Genomic DNA, 20,979 nt, shown 5'->3' with positions numbered 1-20,979 from the left:
TAAATTAGGACAGATTAAAAAATCTATCCTAATTTATTGTATTATTAATTTTTATTAAACATTTATATCTGATTTTATATCAATATATTCTTTATATTTTTCAAGATATGGGTTTATATATTCATTAATGAATTCCACAACTTGACTTGATGCTCTTCCAACAAAATCTGTAGGATTTATTATTACCTCTATTTCTTCTCTTGATAGATTGAATGTTGAATCATTTACAATTCTTTCAATTAAATCATTCTCTAAACCTTCGCCTTTGACTCTTTGAGCTGCAGCCATTGAATGTATTCTAACTCTTTCGTGCAGTTCTTGTCTATCTCCACCTTTTTTTACAGAAGCCATCATAATATTTTCTGTAGCCATAAATGGAAGTTCATTCATTACATGAGATGCTATTACCTTATCATATACTACCATATTTTCAGCAATATTTATATATAAATTTAAAACACCATCTAAAGCTAAGAATCCTTCTGCAACAGAAAGTCTCTTATTAGCAGAATCATCTAAAGTTCTTTCAAACCATTGTGTTCCAGCCGTTATTGCAGGATTTAATGAATTTACTATTACGTACCTTGCTAATGCACTTATTCTTTCACTTCTCATTGGATTTCTTTTATATGCCATAGCCGAAGATCCAATTTGATTTTTTTCAAAAGGTTCTTCAACTTCTTTTAAGTTTTGAAGAAGTCTTAAATCATTACTAAATTTATAAGCGCTCTGAGCCACTTCTGATAATGTATTTAAAACTATTGAGTCTAATTTTCGAGGATAAGTTTGACCTGTTACTCCATAGCTTCTATTAAAGCCCATTTTTTTAGCAATTAGTCTGTCTAATTCTTTTACTTTTTCTTCATCACCGTCAAATAATGCCATAAAGCTTGCTTGTGTTCCAGTTGTTCCTTTTACCCCTCTTAGTTTTAAAGTTGAAATTAAGAACTCTATATTTTCTAAATCCATCACAAGATCTTGCATATATAAAGTCGCTCTCTTACCTACTGTAGTTAATTGAGCAGGTTGGAAATGAGTAAATCCTAAAGTAGGCATATCCTTATATTTTAAAGCAAATTTAGATAAGTGTGATAAAACTGCTATTATTTTTTCTTTAACTATTTCTAATGCCTCTTTCATTAGTATAATATCTGTATTATCACCTACATAACAGCTTGTAGCCCCTAGATGAATTATACCCTTAGCTTTAGGACATTGTAATCCATATGCATATACATGACTCATTACATCATGTCTTACTTCTTTTTCTTTTTTTATTGCATCATCATAATTAATATTATATATATTATCTTTTAATTCATTAATTTGTTCATCAGTTATATCTAACCCTAATTCTTTTTCAGCTTCAGCTAATGCTACCCATAGCTTTCTCCAAGTAGAAAATTTCATATCTTCTGAGAATATGTAACTCATTTCTTTAGATGCATATCTTGAATTTAGTGGTGTACTGTATAAATCTCTCATATTAATACCTCCGAATAAAAAGTAATTAAGTTATTTTTTCATTCGTATTATATCATACTTTATTAAAATTTTACATGTTTTTTTCAAAAAATAAAAAAAGTGCACAAATGCACTTTTTTTTATTATTCTTCAATGCTTTCGATTAATTTAGCAATTTCTTCGCAAGCTAAAGCTTCATCATCACCATTAGCGCTTACAGTTATTGCTGCACCTTTAGTTACTCCTAAAGATAAAACTCCGATTAAGCTTTTAACATTAGCTTTTTTTCCATTAAATTCAATACTTACATCTGATTTGAAAGCTGAAGCTTTCTTTACTAATAAAGTCGCTGGTCTTGCGTGTAAACCAGTTCCATTGTTAACTACTACTTCTTTAGATACCATCTAACACACCTCTTTACTTAATTTTATATACCTAACTACTACATTATATAACGAGAAAAAAATAATTTCAAGTATTATGTATATCTTTTAGAAAAAAAGCACTATTTTTTATATTTATACTATGAATTTCTTGGAATATGAAAAAAGGGGATGTCGCACTAAAAATTTTATATACAATATATTGTTTTAATAATTAAAAATCAACATAATATATTGTATTATTTATTCTTAATGCCACATCCCCTTTAAGTTTTTAATATATGTTATCTAGGCTGGACTATTAACTTTATAGCGGTTCTTTCTTGTCCGTCTATTTCAATGTCAGTAAAAGCAGGAACACATACTATATCTCTTCCGCTTGGTGCTACAAATCCCCTAGCAATTGCGATGGCTTTAACAGCTTGATTAATTGCACCAGCACCTACAGCTTGAATTTCAACTATATTTTTTTCTTTGATTATTGCAGCTAAAGCACCTGCAACTGAATTTGGGTTTGATTTTGTTGATACTTTTAATACTTCCATTCAAATTCCTCCTAAATCGTTTACATAAATATTAATATTATAATACTTCTTACACTTATATATATTCTATTAAAAGTGATAATATCCTCTTTATTTTATAAAAAAATACATTTTGTTAAAACAAAATGTATTTTTTTTATTTATTATTTAGCAAAATCAACTGCTCTAGTTTCTCTAATTACGTTAATTTTAATTTGCCCTGGATATTCTAATTGTTCTTCAATACTCTTAGCTAAATTACGTGCTAACTCAATTGAACTAGCATCATCTAATACTTCCGGTTTAACCATAATTCTTATTTCTCTTCCAGCTTGAATAGCATATGACTTTTCTACACCCTCATAAGAATTTGCGATTTCTTCTAACTTTTCTAAACGCTTAATATAAGTTTCTACAGTTTCTCTTCTTGCACCAGGTCTTGCAGCCGATATTGCATCTGCAGCCTGAACTAATATTGCTTCCATTGAAAGCATTTCCACATCGCCATGATGTGCTGCAATAGCATTAACTACTAATGGAGATTCATGATATTTCTTAGCTAAATCTCCTCCTATTAATGCATGAGGACCTTCTTGTTCTTGATCAACAGCTTTACCTATATCATGAAGTAAACCTGCTCTTTTTGCTAAATTAACATCAAGCCCTAATTCTGAAGCCATTAATGCAGCTAAATAAGCAACTTCGATAGAATGTTTTAAAACATTTTGTCCGTAACTAGTACGATACTTTAATCTACCTAATAGTTTAGTTATTTCTGGGTGTAAACCATGTACACCAGTCTCTAATGTTGCTTGTTCACCTTCTTCTTTAATGTCATTTTCAACATCCTTTTGAGCTCTTTCAACCATTTCTTCAATTCTAGCAGGATGTATTCTGCCATCAACTATTAATTTTTCCAGTGCTATTCTAGCAACCTCTCTTCTAATTGGATCAAAACTTGATAATATAACAGCTTCTGGAGTATCATCAATAATTAAATCTACCCCTGTTAATGTTTCTATTGTTCTTATATTTCGCCCTTCTCTACCAATAATTCTACCCTTCATTTCATCATTTGGTAACGGTACAACATGTACAGTAGATTCTGAAACATGATCTGCAGCACAACGTTGAATAGCTGTAGTGATTATCTCTCTAGCTTTCTTATCAGCTTCGTCTTTTGCTTTAGATTCAATTTCTTTTATCATTAGTGCAGCTTCATGAGATACTTCTCTTTTAACTTCAGCTAATAATATTTCTCTAGCTTCTTCAGAAGATAGATTAGCTACTTTTTCTAATTCTTCTCTTCTTTTTTTGCACAATTCTTGCACATTTAAATCCATTTCATCTATTTCACGCAGTCTTTTATTGATAGTTTCCTCTTTTTTCTCCAAAAGGTCACTTTTTTTATCAAGAGTTTCTTCTCTTTGAATAACTCTTCTTTCAAGTCTTTGAACTTCATTTCTTCTCTCACGAGATTCTTTATCAAAATCACTTCTAAGTCTGTGAACTTCTTCTTTTGCCTCTAAAATAGATTCTTTTTTAGTAGCTTCCGCTTCTCGTGTCGCTTTTTTAAGTAACTCTTCTGCTTCATTCTCTAAAATACTGACTCTTTTTTTTGTGGCTGTTTGTATCAGCTTATAAATTATGAAACTTATAATTGCTAACACAATAATATTACATAATATTATTAGTAATATATTCATTCCAACACCTCCTAGCATATTAATTATACGTATATATAAAAATAAAAGCGTAGTAGGTGTCATATTATTCTCACTGAACCTTGAATATGATAAACCAGTATTTGTTATTATTTTATCTTATAAATAAAATTATGTCAAGTTTAGTTGATTTTATCATATTTTATTAATAAGCAATTACCTTATTATTATATCCTATCTTATTTTGTTTATACAACAAAAAAAATCGCTGTAGAGCGATTTTTTTATTAATTATTCTTCAGCCTTTTCAGATGCAACCTTAACGTTATCTTGATTTATAGGTAAATCATATTTGCTTCTGATTTGATTTTCAATTTCTAAAGCTATTTCAGGATTTTCTCTTAAGTATTGCTTAGCATTTTCTCTACCTTGACCTAGTCTGATATCATTATAAGAGAACCAAGCTCCACTCTTTTGAACTATGCTTTCTTTAACGCCTACATCTACAATATTTCCAACTTTAGAAATACCTTCGTTGTACATAATATCAAATTCAGCTACCTTAAATGGAGGTGCAACCTTATTTTTCATTATTTTAACTCTAGTTCTATTACCTATTATTTCATCACCTTGTTTGATAGAATCTATTCTTCTAACATCCATTCTTATTGAAGAATAAAATTTAAGCGCTCTACCACCTGTAGTTGTTTCTGGATTACCAAACATTACTCCAACTTTTTCTCTTAATTGATTAATGAATATTACAATACAGTTTGACTTATTAATTGTACCTGTTAATTTTCTTAAAGCTTGAGACATTAATCTTGCTTGAAGACCAACGTGAGAATCACCCATTTCTCCCTCAATTTCAGCTCTAGGCACTAAAGCAGCAACAGAGTCAACTACTACAACATCAATAGCACCTGAACGAACTAATGCTTCTGTAATTTCTAATCCTTGCTCACCAGTATCTGGTTGAGAAACGATTAGATTTTCAGTATCAACTCCAACATTTCTTGCATAACTAGGATCCAAAGCATGTTCAGCATCGATAAACGCTACTGCTCCTCCTCTTTTTTGAGCTTCAGCTGAAATATGTAATGCTACTGTTGTTTTACCAGAACTTTCTGGTCCGTATATCTCAATTATTCTTCCTCTAGGTACACCGCCAATTCCTAAAGCTATATCTAAATCTAGAGAACCAGTAGAAATAGCATCAACATTTAGTGAGCTATGTTCTCCTAATTTCATTATTGAACCTTTACCAAATTGTTTTTCTATCTGTCCCATTGCATTTTCGATAGCTTTCATTTTATCCATATCGATATTTGCCATTAACTTCACCCTTTCTCGAACATTTGTTCCATGAATAAATTATAAACAAAATAGTTCTGTTAGTCAATAAAAATATAATAGTTTTTACTATACGTTAAAAGTTCCATCTAAACAATACATAGAAGGAACTTTCTTAAGTATAACCTATTTTTAATATTTTAAACTATTTATTTGTTGAAATTGCACCTTTATTTTTTATAAAGTAGTCAATTCCAGAAATTATAGTCATAGCTACTGCTATAAATAATGCTATTTTTGGAGCATATGCAAAGAAGTTATTTAAAAATGCACTTGCTTCAAATGAACTATTTAATGATTGTATTGATTCAATATTAAATTGTAACAATAATAGTAAAATAGCTATTATTTGAGTAACTGTCTTAATTTTTCCCCACCAGCTGGCAGCTATTACAATACCTTCTGAAGCAGCGACAGTTCTAAGTCCAGATACAGCAAATTCTCTTGCAATTATTATTACTGCAGCCCAGCTAGGTATTAAATGTAATTCAACTAGTGAAATTAATGCAGCTGTAACTAATAATTTATCAGCTAATGGATCCATAAACTTACCGAAGTTAGTTATTTGGTTTCTACTTCTTGCTATATATCCATCCAGCTGATCAGTTAATGAAGCTATTATAAATATTAATGTAGCTATTATTGAACCATAAGGAATTCCTTTCCCAATTAAAAAAATTAAGAATACAGGAACTAAAATAACTCTTAACAAAGTTAATTTATTTGCTAGATTCATTCCAAACATCTCCCACCAAATCATATTCCATAATATTTGTTATCTTGACTTTAATTATATCACCTTTTTTAAGCACTTTCCCCTTAGTAATATAAATTAAGCCATCTATTTCTGGAGCCATTTCATAATTTCTTCCTATGTAATATTCTCCAGTACTGCCATCTATAATAGTATCATATATATTTCCAATTTTCAATTTATTTAAATCTTTAACAATACCTCTTTGAATATTCATAAGCTTTTCTTTTCTTTTGATTTTAACATCTTCATCTACTTGATTTGGTAATTTAGCAGCAGCTGTTCCTTCTTCTTGTGAATAAGTAAATACGCCTACGTTATCAAGCTTGTAATTCTTTAAGAATCTACATAGCTCATTAAAATCTTCTTCAGTTTCACCAGGGAATCCAACAATTAATGATGTTCGTAAAGTTATACCAGGTACTTTTTCACGTAATAAATTAATTTTGCCAATGATAGTTTCTTTATTAGTCTTTCTCGCCATCATTTTTAAGATATTATTGCTTATGTGTTGAATTGGTAAATCTAGGTATTTCATAACTTTTGGATTATTAGCTATAACTTCTATTAATTCATCAGTTATTTCTTCAGGATAACAATAAAGAAGTCTTATCCATTCTAGTCCTTTTATATTAGATATTTCATTTATTAAAACATGTAACTCATTCTTCCCATATAAATCTTCACCATAGTTAGTTAAATCTTGAGCAATTAATATTATTTCCTTAACGCCTTGATTTACTAATGAAGTTGCCTCCGCTAATATGGATTCTTTGCTTCTACTTCTAAATTTCCCTCTTATTTTAGGAATTATACAGTAAGTGCAGAAATTATTGCATCCTTCAGCAATTCTAAGATAAGCAGTGTGTGAATTTGTAGTTAATATTCTTTCTCCCTCATTTACTCCTTCATCCTTATAAGTAGTTGATGAAACTCTTTGTTCTGTCTTTATAAAATCAACAATAAGCTTGTGTAGCTTCATGTAGTCATTAACACCCATTAATATATCAATTTCTGGAATTAATTCTAAAAGCTCATCACCATATCTTTGAGTTAAACATCCTGTTGCAATAATCATTTTGCATTTGTGTGTTTTTTTGTATTCTGCCATTTCTAAGATGGTATCAATTGATTCCTGTTTAGCACTTTCAATAAATCCACAAGTATTAATTATTATTATTTCAGCTTCTTTAGGATTATTTGTTATTTCATAAAACTTATTGATTGAACCTAATATTAATTCAGAATCAACTCTATTTTTATCACAGCCAAGGCTGACCATTCCTACTTTAAACTTACTCAAACTTCTTTTCCTCCTAAGTGTTTTGTATTTAACCATAACTTATTTTAATTGAACACAGATATATTTACAAGTATTTTGTATTACTGTTCATTATAAATTTCATCTTTTGCTATAAGCACTTGTCTTGGCTTACTACCATCTCTTTCAGAAATTATACCCTTAGCCTCAAGCTCTTCCATAATCCTTGAAGCTCTATTAAATCCAATTCTAAGCTTTCTTTGTATAAAGGACGTAGATGCCTGTTGGTATTCAACTACAAGCTTAATTGCTTCATCTAAAAGTTCATCATTTTCTTCGCTATCACCACTGTGACTGCTAGAGGATAAGTTTTCATTATTAATATGTTCAATGATTTCCTCTCTATAATTTACTTCATCTTCACTACTTTTTATAAAGTCTACTACATTTTCCACTTCCTCTTCAGATATAAATGCCCCTTGTATTCTAAGTGGTTTATTAGCACCCATTGGAGAGTAAAGCATATCACCTCTTCCTAATAATTTCTCAGCACCTGTTTGATCAAGAATTGTTCTAGAGTCGACACCTGATGAAACAGCAAAAGATATTCTTGATGGAATATTAGCTTTTATTACACCTGTTATTACATCTACGGAAGGCCTTTGAGTAGCTATAATAAGATGTATACCTGCTGCTCTAGCTTTTTGTGCAAGTCTACATATGTAGTCTTCTACATCATTAGGGCATGTCATCATTAAGTCAGCAAGCTCATCTACAATTAGAACTATATAAGGAAGCTTTTCGCTTATAAAACCTTTATCAACTTGCTGGTTATAAGATTTTATGTTTTTAACTTTATATTTAGTAAATAGTTCATATCTTTTATCCATTTCATTTACAGCCCAATTTAAGGCACCTGCTGCTTTTTTAGGTTCTGTGACTACTGGAATTAGCAAGTGAGGAATTCCATTATAAATACTAAGTTCAACAACCTTAGGGTCAATCATCAATAGCTTTATTTCATCAGGTGAATATTTATATAAAAGACTCACTATAAGTGAATTGATGCATACAGACTTTCCAGAACCTGTAGCTCCTGCAATAAGCATATGAGGCATTTCACTTAAATCACCAACGATACATGTACCAGTGATATCCTTACCTAAAGCAAAAGAAATCTTCTTTGTGCTTTCTTGGAACTCCTTAGAATCAAGTACCTCTCTCAAGAATACTGGAGTTTGCTTTTTATTAGGTACTTCTATGCCTATAGCTGATTTACCTGGAATAGGTGCCTCCATTCTTACGGCACTAGCTGCAAGTCCTAAAGCAATATCATCCTGTAAATTTACAATTTTCGAAACTTTAACGCCTGGGCTAGGCTGGATTTCAAAGCGTGTTACCGATGGCCCTTTAGTAACCTGTAACACTTTTGCTTCTACACCAAAACTCATCAAGGTATCTTCCAATTTATTAGCATTATCAAAAAGATCTTGTTTGTCTTCATTTTTCATTTTAGATTTAGCATTATTATTCAATAAGTCCAGTTTTGGGTAAGTATAAATTTTAATAGAATTTTCTTTACTTGTATTAAGCATTGTATCAATTTCTTTAGTTACAACATTTTTTTCAGATTCAGTAATTCCTTTATTATGTTTAGTACTAGAATGCTTTATATTATTAAAAAGCTCTACATTATATTCATCAAGAGTATTATCTTCTTCAGATATATGGATATTTATTTCAGGTAATGTATCAACATTGTCCTTAATTTCAGAATTTCTCATAAAGTCTAATATCTTAATTTTATTATTGATATCTTTTATAAATTTATCTTCTGATGAATCATCAATTGCAATAGATGGTGAAGAAGCTTTTTTATTTGAAGATTTAAACTTTCTAATAGCTTTTTTTCTAGATTTAAATTTATTTACAATCTCCGTATATACTTCATATAATGTTATGTCCATTAATAACACAGAACTTATAATAGCAAAAGTTATATAAAATATATAGGCACCTAGAAATCCTACTAGCATTGATAAAGGATATGCGATAATATGGCATAGAAGGCCTCCATGGATATTAAATCCATCATAACTTAAAATATCTCTTAATGTATTAGAGAATCCTATAGAATCAACTGTTTGAATTTTAACAGTAGCAAAGAACAACCCAATTATTACATATATAACTGTTATACCTATAATCTTTCTTGCATATTTGATATTGCTCTTAAACTTTATAAGATTAATTCCAAAGTAAATTAGATATATAGGAAGTCCTAATGACAATATACCTATTAAATTAAAAATAATTTTCCTTGCAAAAATAGATAGAGCACCAGCAAAATTTGTATATATAGCCAGAGCTAATATTAAACCTAGACTAATTAAAATTATGCCTTTTATATCAGTTTTATTATTGGAATTTTCATTAGTATTTTTTTTATTCATTGGCTTTTTTTTATTTTTAGCCATTTTATCCCCCCTAGTAAATGTTAAATAAATTTAATAGATTAATTATATTATAGTATAAATTTAATTAAAATAGATTTATTAAAAAAAGAAATCCATAAATAAGGATTTCTTTTTTACTAATCTTTTTATTTAATTCCAATTAATTCATTAAGTTTGTTTAGTGCTTGAGTTATTCCTCCTACTTCATCAATAAGACCACATTCTACTGCTTGATTACCAATTAGAATTGTTCCTACATCATTTAGTAGTTCATCAGATCTTAACATCATTTGTTCAAGAGTTTCTTTATCAATATGTGAAGTACGTACAATAAAGTTATTTATACGTTCTTGCATTTTCTTAAAATAATTAAATGTTTGTGCTACACCAATAACAAATCCATTCATTCTTACAGGATGAACTATCATTGTAGCAGATGGTGTTATAAATGAATAATCTGCTGAAGTTGCAAGTGGTACTCCAATTGAATGTCCTCCACCAATTACTATAGAAACAGTTGGTTTTGCAATAGACCTAATCATTTCTGCAATAGCAAGCCCTGCTTCAACATCTCCTCCTACAGTATTTAATACAATAAGTAGACCCTTTACATCATCATTTTGCTGTATGGATATTAATTGTGGTACTATATGTTCATATTTTGTTGTTTTTGTTTGTGGTGGAAGTACCATATGCCCTTCAATTTGCCCAATTATAGGTAGTACTTGCACACTTTGATTTTTATTATTAGTACCCAATTCTTTTATTTCTTCAATTCTTTCTGATTGAGGTTTCCAACTGGTAATAGGAGGAGTATTTTTTTCGTTTTTGTCATTTTCATCGCTAATTTCAGGATTTAATTCACTTATATGTTTCTTTTCCTCAAAAGTTTCGTTCATAGTTAATGTCCTTTCTAACAAGTATTTTATTTTCTTATATCTACTACTACAGCATATTTAACAAAGCCATTTTTATAATTTCCTTTAACAATAAGCACATATTTTCCCTCTAAATCTGGAACTTTAATGCAGCCTCTTTTGACAGTTAAGGCTTTATTATCTAAATTCCATATTGAAACTGTGACATTTTTAGGTACAGTACTAAACTCAAAGTTAATGTTCTCATTAGCTCTGACTTTTAAAGATGATTTTTTAAGGAGTTTTTCATAATCAGTGATAATATCTTTTGCTATTATTTTCTCAGAGTTATTTTCAACTTCTATAAAGCTATATGAGCAAAGATATTTTTCTGAATGCTTACCTCTAAGTCTAACTATTAATGATGGAATTACTTCCTGCTCTTTGTTTTTTTCAACTTTTTCATGATTTTTTTTATCATCATTATTTTCTTCAGCAGACTCATCAATTAATTCACCTTGTTCAATTTTTTTTGCCTTAATTTCCTCTAATCTTTGCTGTTCAATCTGTTTCCTTTTCTCTTTTAACTCTTTCATTAAATCATCTAATTTAGGATAAGGAAAATCTTCATCATTTTCACTTGTTCTAGAATAATCAAATTCTTTGTATGCCATAGGTATTTTAAAAGGAATTAGTAAACTTACTATCATTATAATTAATAATATTTTTTTCAACTAAAACCCTCCAACAAATTAATTACAATAATATGTTGCCCCTTTACATAAAAAAAATTATTAAATTTTAAAAAAGAAGTATTGAAAAAAATTTCAATACTCCAACTCTAATGACTATTACCAGCAGCAACCACCAAATAGGAAGATAAGAATTATCCACCACCAGCAGCCACAACCACCAGCTCCGCCATAGCCACCTCCAAAGCCGTTGCCAAATCCTCCACAACCACAGTTTCCGCCGTATCCGCCATATCCGCATCCGTAATTATTACAACCGCAAGGATTATAACATTGATTACAACAAGGAGTACAGCATGTATTGCAAGGTTTACAACAACACTCGTAGCATTTACAAGATTTTTTGCTACTTGACAAGTTAATCATCTCCTATCTTTAGTTCTATAATATATTCTATTCTTAACTTAGTATTTAGGTTCAAAATATGTTTATTAAAAATTGAATAATTAGACTTTGATATCTATATTTGATACTATTAATATATACAAGAGATATTTGAAAGGATGAACGAAAAATGAGCAATAATAGAAATCGTCTTGTTGCACCAAGAAATGTTGTTAATACAAAAATGTTATATACATTTTATATACTAAAAGAATTAGCTAAAGGAGAAACTATATTTGGTAATAAAATATTAGAGGTATTTCGTAATAAATTTCAAAATGCTGAGAGACCTTTTCCTGTTTCATCAAGTACCATATATGAAACATTATATGATTTAGAACTTAAAGGCTATGTAACAAGCCATTGGATAGGTGATGAAGCTATGAATAAACGAAGTAAAAAAGTATATGCCATTACAGATGAAGGCGTAGAATTTTATAAAAATCATATAGCTGATTATGTTGATAATTTAAAGAAGACAAAATCCACATTAGATTTAATGATAGAAATGCTTGTATGATTAGTAACATTTTATAAATATTTCTATATATTATATCATTAAAATATTTATAATATATAGAAAGGAGTCACCAAATGATAGAAATTAATGAACTAGAAAATCACAAATCATTGATTTATTTTCCTAATAAAAGATTAAAAGTAAAAAAATTTGTTAAAATTTCAAACAGTATATTTTTATATTATTCTAAATTAGAACTAAAAGATTTTTCTAAGATGAGTGTAATATTACAAAATATTAAAACTCGCCAAGAATATGAATGTAGATTTGATGTTACTGATGAGTATATTGAAATTTGTCTTGATACATTAACAGATTATTTTACTGACTATGAAGCTACAGTTTTTATAACTTTGCAAAAGGATACGATTCTGTACTACTATATTCCAGTAGTCACCTCTTGTGAACTTTCGGAGGTAAAAAAGCAAACATACAGTAATAGCAATTATCAGTGGTTTATTCGAACTTCGCCTAATGGTGAATTGCGCTTATCATGTTATAAACTTATAACAGCATAGTTAAAAACTAAAAGAGAATTCGCATTAGAATTCTCTTTTAGTTTTTAACTATAGAATATTATTTTATCTTCTATTTAATTTTATAATATGGACTCATATTATCAGTAAAAATACTCATAATAATTTTCATTTGGCTTGGACATATTTTTTTGAATTTTAATGCAACAAAATCGTTACTAGTTCTTATTACTTCACATTCAAATTTAGTTTTATTTAAATCAAGCATAATATTATCTTTAACTTTCAGAATATTTTCGTTAATATTATGTAATCTTACTCCAACTCCAATTTCAGATATATCAATTAGATTTCCTTGTATTGAACCATAATCATTACTTATTTCTACAACAATATTTTCAGTTATCATAATCCTTTCACTGGTTCTAAATATTGGTTTTTGATATGCTACATATAAAGAAACTCCAATACCTATGAAATTATATATACTCCATGCCATATTTAGTATATATGCTCCTACGCTTATATTATTATATATATATGACCTTGTAGATATTATCCATGATATTATAGTTACAATTATCATTAATATATGTGGTATAACTATCTTATAATGAAAATATCTCTTGTTTTGTATAACTTCTTTTGATGTAATATTAAAATTAATTTTTAATCCAATAAGTTCTTTTAATATAGATAAACTCAAATGTGGTGACATAGCAATATCATAATAATGACTCCACTTTGCACTTCTTGTTTTAGGGGATAATACTTCAAAAATTAATATATTTCCTAATATAAAAGGAATATAAAACATTAATAGATTAATTAAGGATGAATCTATTATTAATCTTCCAGTAATAAGAAAAATGATTGGACATATCATATATATCATTTTTTGTAAATTTGAAAACCAATATACAGCACCATCAAAATAGGCTATTCTCTGTGAAAAACTTAATCCCTTCATAAATATAGGATTAAAATGCTTTAAAACTTGTAGATTCCCTCTACACCATCTGTCCCTCTGTTTAACTAATTCTTCAAAAGTAACAGCACTCAAACCTAATACTAATTCTTCATTTACAAAAATAGAATCATATCCTTTAGCTTGCAACATCATTCCAACTGCCATATCTTCTGTTATAGAATATGTTGGATATCCACCTATCTCATTTATATATTTTCTTCTAAATACAGCATTTGTACCAACATGTAAGACTGCATTATGAGCAGCTCTTGCTTCTTGAATATCTCTCATAAAAAAATCTTGCTCATTTGGTATATTTTTAGATAAATTATATTGGTACATATCTTTATTATAATAAACCTGTGGAGTTTGAACAAATGCTAAATGTTCATTGGAGAAATATCCAACTGTTTTAGATAAAAAACATTTTTTAGGAATCATATCTGCATCTAATACAACAAATAAATCTCCTTTTACAAATTTAAGTGCATTATTTATATTACCAGCTTTTGCACCAGCATTATCATTTCTTGTAATATAGTTTATATCATATTTATCACATAATTCTTTTAACTTTTGTCTTATACCATCATCACATATGTGTATTTTAAATTTGTTTTGTGGATAATGCAAATTTATACATGCTGCTATTGTTTTTTCTAATAAATATAGTGGTTCGTTATATGTACATATTAGAATATCTACAAATGGAATTTCCTCATTTTTATAAACATCCAATGTCTTAACTTCTAATTTATATTTTTTATAAAATAAATATTGAAAATTAAAAAATGCTATCACTCCTAAAAATTCAGCACTATAAAGCATTACACCAATTACAAAACTAAAAACACCACTATGAATTGGAATAACTGTTATTCTCCATATTATATAAGTTATTGAAACAACAGTATTTACCAATATTATACCTTTTTTATAACTTAAATTAATTTTAGCTATAAAATAACTTATAACTAACAAAAAACACATTATAATTGTATACTTTTCCATACTACTCCTTTTCTACATTTAAAAAATATTTATTTTTATTTAAAAACTTTACAAAATAACCAAAACAATATAAATTATACTTAATACTCAAATAATATACTATATATATCGACATTTTTCAATGTTTGAGTGCAAATGAATTAAGGAGAGTTTAATTATGCTATATATTTATAAATAAAAAATATAATAATGAAGATTTGAAAAAAACTAATTATAAAGAATACTATAAAACAATAATCTTAAATAAGAAAGAGAATATTTTATGAAAAAAATAATTTTTACAACTATACTTTTATTACTAACATATATAATGAATTTTTATCCTTTACAAATAGCTTATGCTAAAGATAATACTATCAATGTAGGATTTTCAGAAGTGGACGGATTTTCAAAATTTATAGATGGTAAATATACTGGATATTTATATGAATATTTGATGGAAATATCAAAATTTACTGGATGGAAATATAATTTTATAGAATGTACACCAGATGAAATAACTACTAAACTAATGAATGGAGAAATTGATCTTGCTGGTGCAATGTTAAAAAATGATTTTACAGAAACACTATTCGATTTTCCTGAATATGATATAGGAGCATCCTATTATACCATTTCTGTACTAAAAAACAATACCACCATAGTTGAAACTGACTTTAAAACTTTAAACGATATTACTGTTGGAGTTATAGAAGGATCATCAGCTATAGATAAATTCTATAAATTTTGTGAGAATAACAACATAGAAAATATAAAAATTATTGAATATGATAAAAATTCAGATAATTTATTACATACAGCTTTAAAAAATAAAGAAATTGATGCTATTTTAGCAAAGGACTTACTATTATATAAAGATGAAAGAGTTGTAACAAAATTTGCATCAAGACCATACTATCTTGCTACTACAAAAGGAAATGATGCAATAATAAAAGAGCTTAACTATTCAATTTCACAAATAAGACAAATAAGTCCCAATTACAGTATAGCTTTATACAATAAATATTTTCAAGTTGAGGATAACTATCATTTAAGTTTAACTCATGATGAAATAGAATTCTTAAAAAACATAAAAAAAATCAAAGCTGTATATGTTAATAATTTTGCTCCTCTTCAAAACTGGAATTCTAAAAATAAAAAACCTGAAGGAATTTCTATCGATATCGCTAATATTATTTCTAAAAAGTTAAATATAGATATAGAGCTTCAAGTAGTTGATAGCTTTGAAGAAGCACTTAATTTTATTAAAGAACACAAAGCAGATATTTTGATTGGAATCCCTAATAATTACAGTTTTATGGATGAATACAATTTATATATGACAAAATCATATATTTCATCCCCTATTTTTAAAATAGAAAATAAATTAACTGTAAATGCTGATGAATCTAATAAAATATTAGCACTACCTAAAAAGTATTTATATGATTTAGATATATCTATAGAAAATATTGATAGTAGCAAAATTATTTACTACGATAATATTGAAGATTGTATAAATGCAGTAAACAAAGGAACTGCTGATTATACCTATGGTGATTTATATAGTGTAGAATCTAATACAAGAGAAAAATATTATAAAAACATATCTGTTATATATAAAAATAAATTAAATAATGATTTATGTATTGGATTATCAAATAATAATGATGTACTACTTTTAAGAATTATAAATAAAATTATAAATAGTATTTCTACTGAAGAGTTAAATACTATTGTTTATAAAAATACATTATATACTAAAAACAAAATCACCTTACAATCATTTATATATTCAAATTATATTGAAGTGATGATATTTATAATATCAATATTAGTTATAACATCTTTATCAACCTATATAATTATGAAAATTAGATTACAAAATAAAAATAAACAAAATAGCCTTTTAAAGGAGAAAAGCGAAACAGATTCGTTAACAGGAATATTTAATCGTGGAGCATGTAAAGAGCTAGTAAGTAATTATATTGAGAATAAATCTAATGACTTATATGGTGCATTTTTTATTATAGATATAGATAATTTTAAAGGTGTAAATGATAATTTAGGTCATAAAATTGGTGATGATGTACTAAAGGATTTAGCTGACAATTTAAAACGTCTATTTAGAAAAAGTGATATAGTTGGTCGTTGGGGTGGTGATGAATTTATAGTGTTTATGAAGGATTTAGATTTTAGTAATTTGCATGTTGCATCTAAAATTGCAACTAACTTATGTAATACTATGAATAAGACTGTAACTTATAATGATATTAGCCAAAATATATCATTGAGCATAGGAATTGTATTTACTAAAGATAATATAAATTTTACTGAACTATATCAAAAAGCAGATGAAATCTTATATACTGTAAAAGAAAATGGAAAAAACGGCTTTTCAACTAATATACTAAACAATTAATTTTTTAAACATAAGAGCAGATAGTTTTATAGAATATAAAAACTATCTGCGAGACTATAGATAATTTTGTGTAATATAGTTTCTTATAAATCAAATATTACTGGTAATTTTGATTTCCAGTAATATTTTTTATTATCTAGAAATACTAATGTTGATGTCATTTTTTCTTGTCATAAAAAATCCTCAACTACCAACTAATCGTATAAAAAGACAGTAGGCAGATTTGTATTTTACACAAATCTATCTACCGTCCTCTTTGTTGTATAATAAAAATTGACTCTTTTTATATTAATTTTAGATTGAATATATTATTAAGATTTAACTTCTTAATTCTTAAATTAATTTCATCTTTATCAAGTGTATATAATCCAATATCTTGCATATGCTTAAAATATTCTGCACCAGCAAAAGTATATCTATTCTTTCTTCCTTCTCTTGTTTTAGCCTTTTCATTAGCATAGGAAATTATATCTCCAATGGCAATTGAACTAGGTAATATAAGAAGAGGTACTCCTATAGCAAGTCTTACAGCATTATGTCCTGCTAAGCTTCCAGTGCATATGGCTTCAGTATGACCTACAAATAAGCCACTTTTTTCTCCTGCACAAAATAGATTATCAACTCCATCAACTTTAAGATCATTAGTCCTTGGAGCAACAGATAGATATCTTACGGAGTTTCCTTTGCTTCCAGCGTAAGGATCAATATATTTAGCATATTCTAATCCTATAATCTTTCTAAGCTTTTCTAGTGGATAATAAGTTGTCATTAGCTTTGCATGTGCAGTGTGTACAAAAGTGCAACTTTTGCAACATTGTTTTCAGTAATAAAGTTTAATATTAATACCATTACACTACAAGATATGGAATTAGATACATTTGCTCAAAAATTAAGATATCTTAGACTTGAGAGAAATTTAAATCAACATGAATTTGCTAATTTATTGAATAGGAGCTTTACTAGTGTATGTTATTGGGAACAAGGAAATCGAATCCCTAAAACAGAAACTATAAAAGAAATAGCTGAAGTTCTTAATGTTGATTATACATATTTTAAAGACCAGTAATTTTAAAATTACCGGTCTTTAAACACTATAAAAAGAGTTAATGCTTAACAACCTAAACATTAACTCTAAAACTATTTTTAATCTTTTATTTTTAAAATACATCCAATTGATTTTCAGTTGCAAATTTACCTCTGCCTTTAATCTTACAAATTAACTTATCTAGATGTTCTATCTCACATTCAGTTTATAATATTACACTAGCTTCATTGAAAGTTTTTTCATCTTTGTAAATTTATATTGTTTTTTTGTACTATAATAATCTCCTCTTCTTTAAAAATCTTGTCTATATCTTAGACGCCATCTAACTTATTTACGAATCTAGATAACTCACTTAAACTGTCCATATTATATACATAATCTATATATTCTTGTAGAAGCTTTCCAAACCAATCCGTTAAAGTTTTTATAATAGTAATTGTTAATGTATCATTAATAGGATCAATAGACAATCTAAACGTGCTTTCCTATAAATTTTTATTAATAGAAGTTATAAAGCCGCCCTTACTATCAGTATAAATCTCTAATTTATGTAATGCTCTAGTAACTGCAATATACAATAATCTTCTATCTCATTTATTATTTTTAAAATCATTTGCATTAACAATAATTATATAATAAAAAAATTCTAATCCTTTACTTAAAATTGCTGATAGTACATTTATACCTTTTTTAAACTTGCAATACTCATTATATATCAAATTAATACTTTTATTATTTAATACTTTTGCTATTAATATTATCTGCAATTGCTTTTATTGTATGGCTTCTTCCTATAATGCCACTAGAATAGATTCTTTATTAATAAAGTACTCTATTTATATCTTTTAAATTTTCATTAAGTAATCTTTTAAAGTTATTATAAATAATATTTCTACAATTTTTTATATTATATATATCATCAATCTTCTCATAAACCTCAATAAGATTCTTTGGCTCAATTTTTTTTCCATTCATCTTACTTATAGGTCCATCAGTTTCCACCAAAACTCTCTCCATCGGAATTTCACCTATTATTTTTTTCCCAGCTAAACTTCTTGTCATAGCTGGATTAATGGAAAAGTAATATCCCTCTTTAATAAACTCTTTAACCAAATCAACATTACCAGTATACCAATGAATTATAGCATATTTAACTTTATTTTTTTTTAATAAAGCTAACACCTCTTTCTCAGCTTTTCTTTACAAATAAAATCAAATATTACTATTTGCTTTGATTTATAATTCTCATAAGGCTTTGAAAAATCCAATCCTACTTCACCTACATACTTGGTTTTATGCATTGCTCTTAAAAATGAAACCTTATCAAATTTATTACTAATAATCATTTGAGGGTTATATCCTACTGCAAATTTTATGTATTTAGTCTCTTTATACATTCCAATACAGCTTTCAAATACCCCTGGAAGATTAGTAACACAAATAGTATATTGTTCTAATTTATTTATATCATCATAAATTTGACTATGATTTTTATAACAATCTAAATGAAAATGCGTATCAATTAAATTATTCATTTTTAATCTCAACTCCTGTATAATTTAATATATCTCCATTATCATTTTTACTCTCTTCTATTACCATTATCTTTAATTGCTCCATAGACTCAATATAAACTTCTGATAGTTTTTCTACCTCATCATTACATAAGTTTCCTGTTTTAATAACTAATTTTTTCACTTCTGATTTATCTTCTAGTGATAAATATCTATTTAGACTCCATAATACCGCCTTTAAATCACTTGCTCTTCCTTCTATTTTGTTATATTTATTAATAAACTCTCTGCTTATATTATAGTTAGTATTATAATTTCCATCACAACTCTTAGCATTATTCATTGAAGCTCGTCTAATTAAGCAAGGATAACAATACCCACAATTTAATGGTGGTGTAATTTTATCATATCTTGATAAACATGGATGTGAGCAAGATATTGTTAATCCTGCACCCTCAATAAATGCTTGCGTACTCTTCACTTCCTCAACTATGTTCCCCTTACTCCTATATGCATAGAAATTCTCCACCTTATTTGTTACGCCTATAGCCTCTATGATTTTATTGAGTTCTCTTAAAAAATATGGGTGTGTTGTTCTAGTACTACATGTTCCCTTTCTACTCATAGTTAAGGCAACATTTAATCCTATAAATCCATTTTCAGGAATATACACTGGAATATCATTGCCAATAATTGCTGCTATAGCCAATGCACCAGCTATAAATAAAAATGACCTACTCCTACTTGTACTTTCTACCCCCATGTTATATTTATTATCTTTTTCATTATTAACCATCGGTGCGTATGGTGTTCCATTAAATNNNNATTAAATAATAGTATCTCTTTATTACTTTGATTGTAGTTATTTTCAAGTATGTCAAATATTTGTTTTTGTCTTTTCTCAAGAAGACCATATTCCTTAAATCCTACAAAACAAATATTCTTTTTTTCTTCTAATAGTTTTACTGCACCACAAAATGAATCTAATCCTCCAGAAAATAAGCTAACACAATCAAATTCTTTATTTTTTACTAAATTAAATTTGCTAACTTTATTTCCTCTAAATTTCTCTAGAGTACTTCTAAAATTAAACTTCCATACATCACCACTTAAAAATCATAATGTTTTCTCTAAATCATACTTTACTTTATTCCATTTTTCTAAATCTAATACTGGAATATTTACTTCTA

General features: G+C 27.5%; 20 protein-coding genes and 1 pseudogene. 4 read left to right on the top strand and 17 right to left on the bottom strand.

Annotation, left to right across the window (positions count from 1 at the left end; translation table 11 throughout):
* Positions 1 to 54: 54 nt before the first annotated feature.
* The 11 genes from purB to BHW04_RS07480 form a co-directional block, all read right to left on the bottom strand.
* A complete protein-coding gene (purB, locus tag BHW04_RS07530) occupies positions 55 to 1,485 on the bottom strand; it encodes an adenylosuccinate lyase (protein ID WP_022212492.1) in 1,431 nt (476 codons plus the stop codon).
* A gap of 122 nt (positions 1,486 to 1,607) precedes the next feature.
* Positions 1,608 to 1,868, bottom strand: coding sequence for an HPr family phosphocarrier protein (locus tag BHW04_RS07525; protein ID WP_022212493.1), 261 nt, complete (start codon positions 1,866 to 1,868; stop codon positions 1,608 to 1,610).
* A 263-nt stretch (positions 1,869 to 2,131) separates the two neighbouring features.
* On the bottom strand, positions 2,132 to 2,392 hold the full coding sequence (locus BHW04_RS07520; RefSeq protein ID WP_022168832.1) for a stage V sporulation protein S: 261 nt from the start codon (positions 2,390 to 2,392) through the stop codon (positions 2,132 to 2,134).
* A 143-nt stretch (positions 2,393 to 2,535) separates the two neighbouring features.
* Positions 2,536 to 4,077: a ribonuclease Y gene (rny, locus tag BHW04_RS07515; RefSeq protein ID WP_186835339.1), complete on the bottom strand. Its 1,542-nt coding sequence runs from the start codon at positions 4,075 to 4,077 to the stop codon at positions 2,536 to 2,538.
* A gap of 249 nt (positions 4,078 to 4,326) precedes the next feature.
* Positions 4,327 to 5,370, bottom strand: a complete 1,044-nt coding sequence (recA, locus tag BHW04_RS07510; RefSeq protein ID WP_022212495.1) for a recombinase RecA — start codon at positions 5,368 to 5,370, stop codon at positions 4,327 to 4,329.
* 163 nt (positions 5,371 to 5,533) lie between these two features.
* The gene (pgsA, locus tag BHW04_RS07505) at positions 5,534 to 6,124 is read right to left on the bottom strand and encodes a CDP-diacylglycerol--glycerol-3-phosphate 3-phosphatidyltransferase (RefSeq protein ID WP_022212496.1); all 591 of its coding nucleotides are present in this window, start codon (positions 6,122 to 6,124) and stop codon (positions 5,534 to 5,536) included.
* A complete protein-coding gene (rimO, locus tag BHW04_RS07500) occupies positions 6,108 to 7,445 on the bottom strand; it encodes a 30S ribosomal protein S12 methylthiotransferase RimO (protein WP_022212497.1) in 1,338 nt (445 codons plus the stop codon). The genes pgsA and rimO overlap by 17 nt, the downstream gene beginning before the upstream one ends.
* 80 nt (positions 7,446 to 7,525) lie before the next feature.
* Positions 7,526 to 9,880 (bottom strand): FtsK/SpoIIIE family DNA translocase, encoded by a 2,355-nt coding sequence (locus BHW04_RS07495; RefSeq protein ID WP_022212498.1) that lies wholly within the window; start codon positions 9,878 to 9,880, stop codon positions 7,526 to 7,528.
* 125 nt (positions 9,881 to 10,005) lie between these two features.
* Positions 10,006 to 10,758 carry a ClpP family protease gene (locus BHW04_RS07490; RefSeq protein WP_022212499.1) on the bottom strand — a complete coding sequence of 251 codons (753 nt, stop codon included), beginning with the start codon at positions 10,756 to 10,758 and terminating at the stop codon, positions 10,006 to 10,008.
* 26 nt (positions 10,759 to 10,784) lie between these two features.
* On the bottom strand, positions 10,785 to 11,450 hold the full coding sequence (locus BHW04_RS07485; protein ID WP_022212500.1) for a hypothetical protein: 666 nt from the start codon (positions 11,448 to 11,450) through the stop codon (positions 10,785 to 10,787).
* A gap of 117 nt (positions 11,451 to 11,567) precedes the next feature.
* Positions 11,568 to 11,825, bottom strand: coding sequence for a ground-like protein (locus BHW04_RS07480; RefSeq protein ID WP_243166646.1), 258 nt, complete (start codon positions 11,823 to 11,825; stop codon positions 11,568 to 11,570).
* Positions 11,826 to 11,982: 157 nt separating this feature from the next.
* Between BHW04_RS07480 and BHW04_RS07475 the strand changes: the two genes are divergently transcribed.
* Together BHW04_RS07475 and BHW04_RS07470 are read left to right on the top strand one after the other, a co-directional pair.
* Positions 11,983 to 12,372 (top strand): PadR family transcriptional regulator, encoded by a 390-nt coding sequence (locus BHW04_RS07475; RefSeq protein WP_022212501.1) that lies wholly within the window; start codon positions 11,983 to 11,985, stop codon positions 12,370 to 12,372.
* A 74-nt stretch (positions 12,373 to 12,446) separates the two neighbouring features.
* Entirely contained in the window at positions 12,447 to 12,890 is a 444-nt protein-coding gene (locus tag BHW04_RS07470) for a hypothetical protein (protein WP_302699314.1), read from the top strand.
* Between the two features lie 70 nt (positions 12,891 to 12,960).
* On the opposite strand, the gene BHW04_RS07465 is transcribed toward BHW04_RS07470, so the two are convergent.
* Positions 12,961 to 14,829, bottom strand: coding sequence for a glycosyltransferase (locus BHW04_RS07465; RefSeq protein WP_302699313.1), 1,869 nt, complete (start codon positions 14,827 to 14,829; stop codon positions 12,961 to 12,963).
* Between the two features lie 262 nt (positions 14,830 to 15,091).
* Here BHW04_RS07465 and BHW04_RS07460 point away from each other — a divergent pair, with 262 nt between their 5' ends.
* A complete protein-coding gene (locus tag BHW04_RS07460) occupies positions 15,092 to 17,230 on the top strand; it encodes a GGDEF domain-containing protein (protein WP_302699312.1) in 2,139 nt (712 codons plus the stop codon).
* A 283-nt stretch (positions 17,231 to 17,513) separates the two neighbouring features.
* Here the strand turns inward: BHW04_RS07460 and BHW04_RS07455 are convergent.
* Positions 17,514 to 18,017, bottom strand: a pseudogene (locus BHW04_RS07455) (FAD-dependent oxidoreductase); the annotation flags it as partial.
* Here BHW04_RS07455 and BHW04_RS07450 point away from each other — a divergent pair.
* Positions 18,018 to 18,296, top strand: coding sequence for a helix-turn-helix domain-containing protein (locus tag BHW04_RS07450; RefSeq protein WP_302699311.1), 279 nt, complete (start codon positions 18,018 to 18,020; stop codon positions 18,294 to 18,296).
* Between the two features lie 290 nt (positions 18,297 to 18,586).
* Here BHW04_RS07450 and BHW04_RS07445 read toward each other — a convergent pair whose 3' ends face one another.
* The 4 genes from BHW04_RS07445 to BHW04_RS07430 form a co-directional block, all read right to left on the bottom strand.
* Positions 18,587 to 18,745, bottom strand: a complete 159-nt coding sequence (locus BHW04_RS07445) for a hypothetical protein (protein WP_302631114.1) — start codon at positions 18,743 to 18,745, stop codon at positions 18,587 to 18,589.
* 349 nt (positions 18,746 to 19,094) lie between these two features.
* Positions 19,095 to 19,457, bottom strand: coding sequence for a TatD family hydrolase (locus BHW04_RS07440; RefSeq protein WP_302699310.1), 363 nt, complete (start codon positions 19,455 to 19,457; stop codon positions 19,095 to 19,097).
* Positions 19,451 to 19,810, bottom strand: a complete 360-nt coding sequence (locus tag BHW04_RS07435) for a TatD family hydrolase (protein ID WP_302699309.1) — start codon at positions 19,808 to 19,810, stop codon at positions 19,451 to 19,453. The genes BHW04_RS07440 and BHW04_RS07435 overlap by 7 nt, the downstream gene beginning before the upstream one ends.
* On the bottom strand, positions 19,803 to 20,585 hold the full coding sequence (locus BHW04_RS07430; protein WP_302699308.1) for a hypothetical protein: 783 nt from the start codon (positions 20,583 to 20,585) through the stop codon (positions 19,803 to 19,805). Before BHW04_RS07430 ends, BHW04_RS07435 begins: the two co-directional genes overlap by 8 nt.
* Positions 20,586 to 20,979 lie beyond the last annotated feature (394 nt).

It is taken from the genome of Clostridium sp. 29_15 (assembly GCF_001916075.1).
GTDB classification, from domain to species: domain Bacteria; phylum Bacillota; class Clostridia; order Clostridiales; family Clostridiaceae; genus Clostridium; species Clostridium lentum.
Note: the sequence above shows the minus strand (reverse complement) of the source record. Positions and strands in the feature narration are given on the sequence as shown.

Excerpts from the sequence above, each read along its gene's own strand:
- BHW04_RS07525 (WP_022212493.1), bottom strand. The coding sequence starts at position 1,868 with ATGGTATCTAAAGAAGTAGTAGTTAACAATGGAACTGGTTTACACGCA.
- BHW04_RS07460 (WP_302699312.1), top strand. The coding sequence starts at position 15,092 with ATGAAAAAAATAATTTTTACAACTATACTTTTATTACTAACATATATA.
- rny (WP_186835339.1), bottom strand. The coding sequence starts at position 4,077 with ATGAATATATTACTAATAATATTATGTAATATTATTGTGTTAGCAATT.
- BHW04_RS07520 (WP_022168832.1), bottom strand. The coding sequence starts at position 2,392 with ATGGAAGTATTAAAAGTATCAACAAAATCAAACCCAAATTCAGTTGCA.
- BHW04_RS07495 (WP_022212498.1), bottom strand. The coding sequence starts at position 9,880 with ATGGCTAAAAATAAAAAAAAGCCAATGAATAAAAAAAATACTAATGAA.
- pgsA (WP_022212496.1), bottom strand. The coding sequence starts at position 6,124 with ATGAATCTAGCAAATAAATTAACTTTGTTAAGAGTTATTTTAGTTCCT.
- BHW04_RS07490 (WP_022212499.1), bottom strand. The coding sequence starts at position 10,758 with ATGAACGAAACTTTTGAGGAAAAGAAACATATAAGTGAATTAAATCCT.
- purB (WP_022212492.1), bottom strand. The coding sequence starts at position 1,485 with ATGAGAGATTTATACAGTACACCACTAAATTCAAGATATGCATCTAAA.
- BHW04_RS07470 (WP_302699314.1), top strand. The coding sequence starts at position 12,447 with ATGATAGAAATTAATGAACTAGAAAATCACAAATCATTGATTTATTTT.
- BHW04_RS07430 (WP_302699308.1), bottom strand. The coding sequence starts at position 20,585 with ATGGTTAATAATGAAAAAGATAATAAATATAACATGGGGGTAGAAAGT.
- BHW04_RS07465 (WP_302699313.1), bottom strand. The coding sequence starts at position 14,829 with ATGGAAAAGTATACAATTATAATGTGTTTTTTGTTAGTTATAAGTTAT.
- recA (WP_022212495.1), bottom strand. The coding sequence starts at position 5,370 with ATGGCAAATATCGATATGGATAAAATGAAAGCTATCGAAAATGCAATG.
- BHW04_RS07435 (WP_302699309.1), bottom strand. The coding sequence starts at position 19,810 with ATGAATAATTTAATTGATACGCATTTTCATTTAGATTGTTATAAAAAT.
- BHW04_RS07475 (WP_022212501.1), top strand. The coding sequence starts at position 11,983 with ATGAGCAATAATAGAAATCGTCTTGTTGCACCAAGAAATGTTGTTAAT.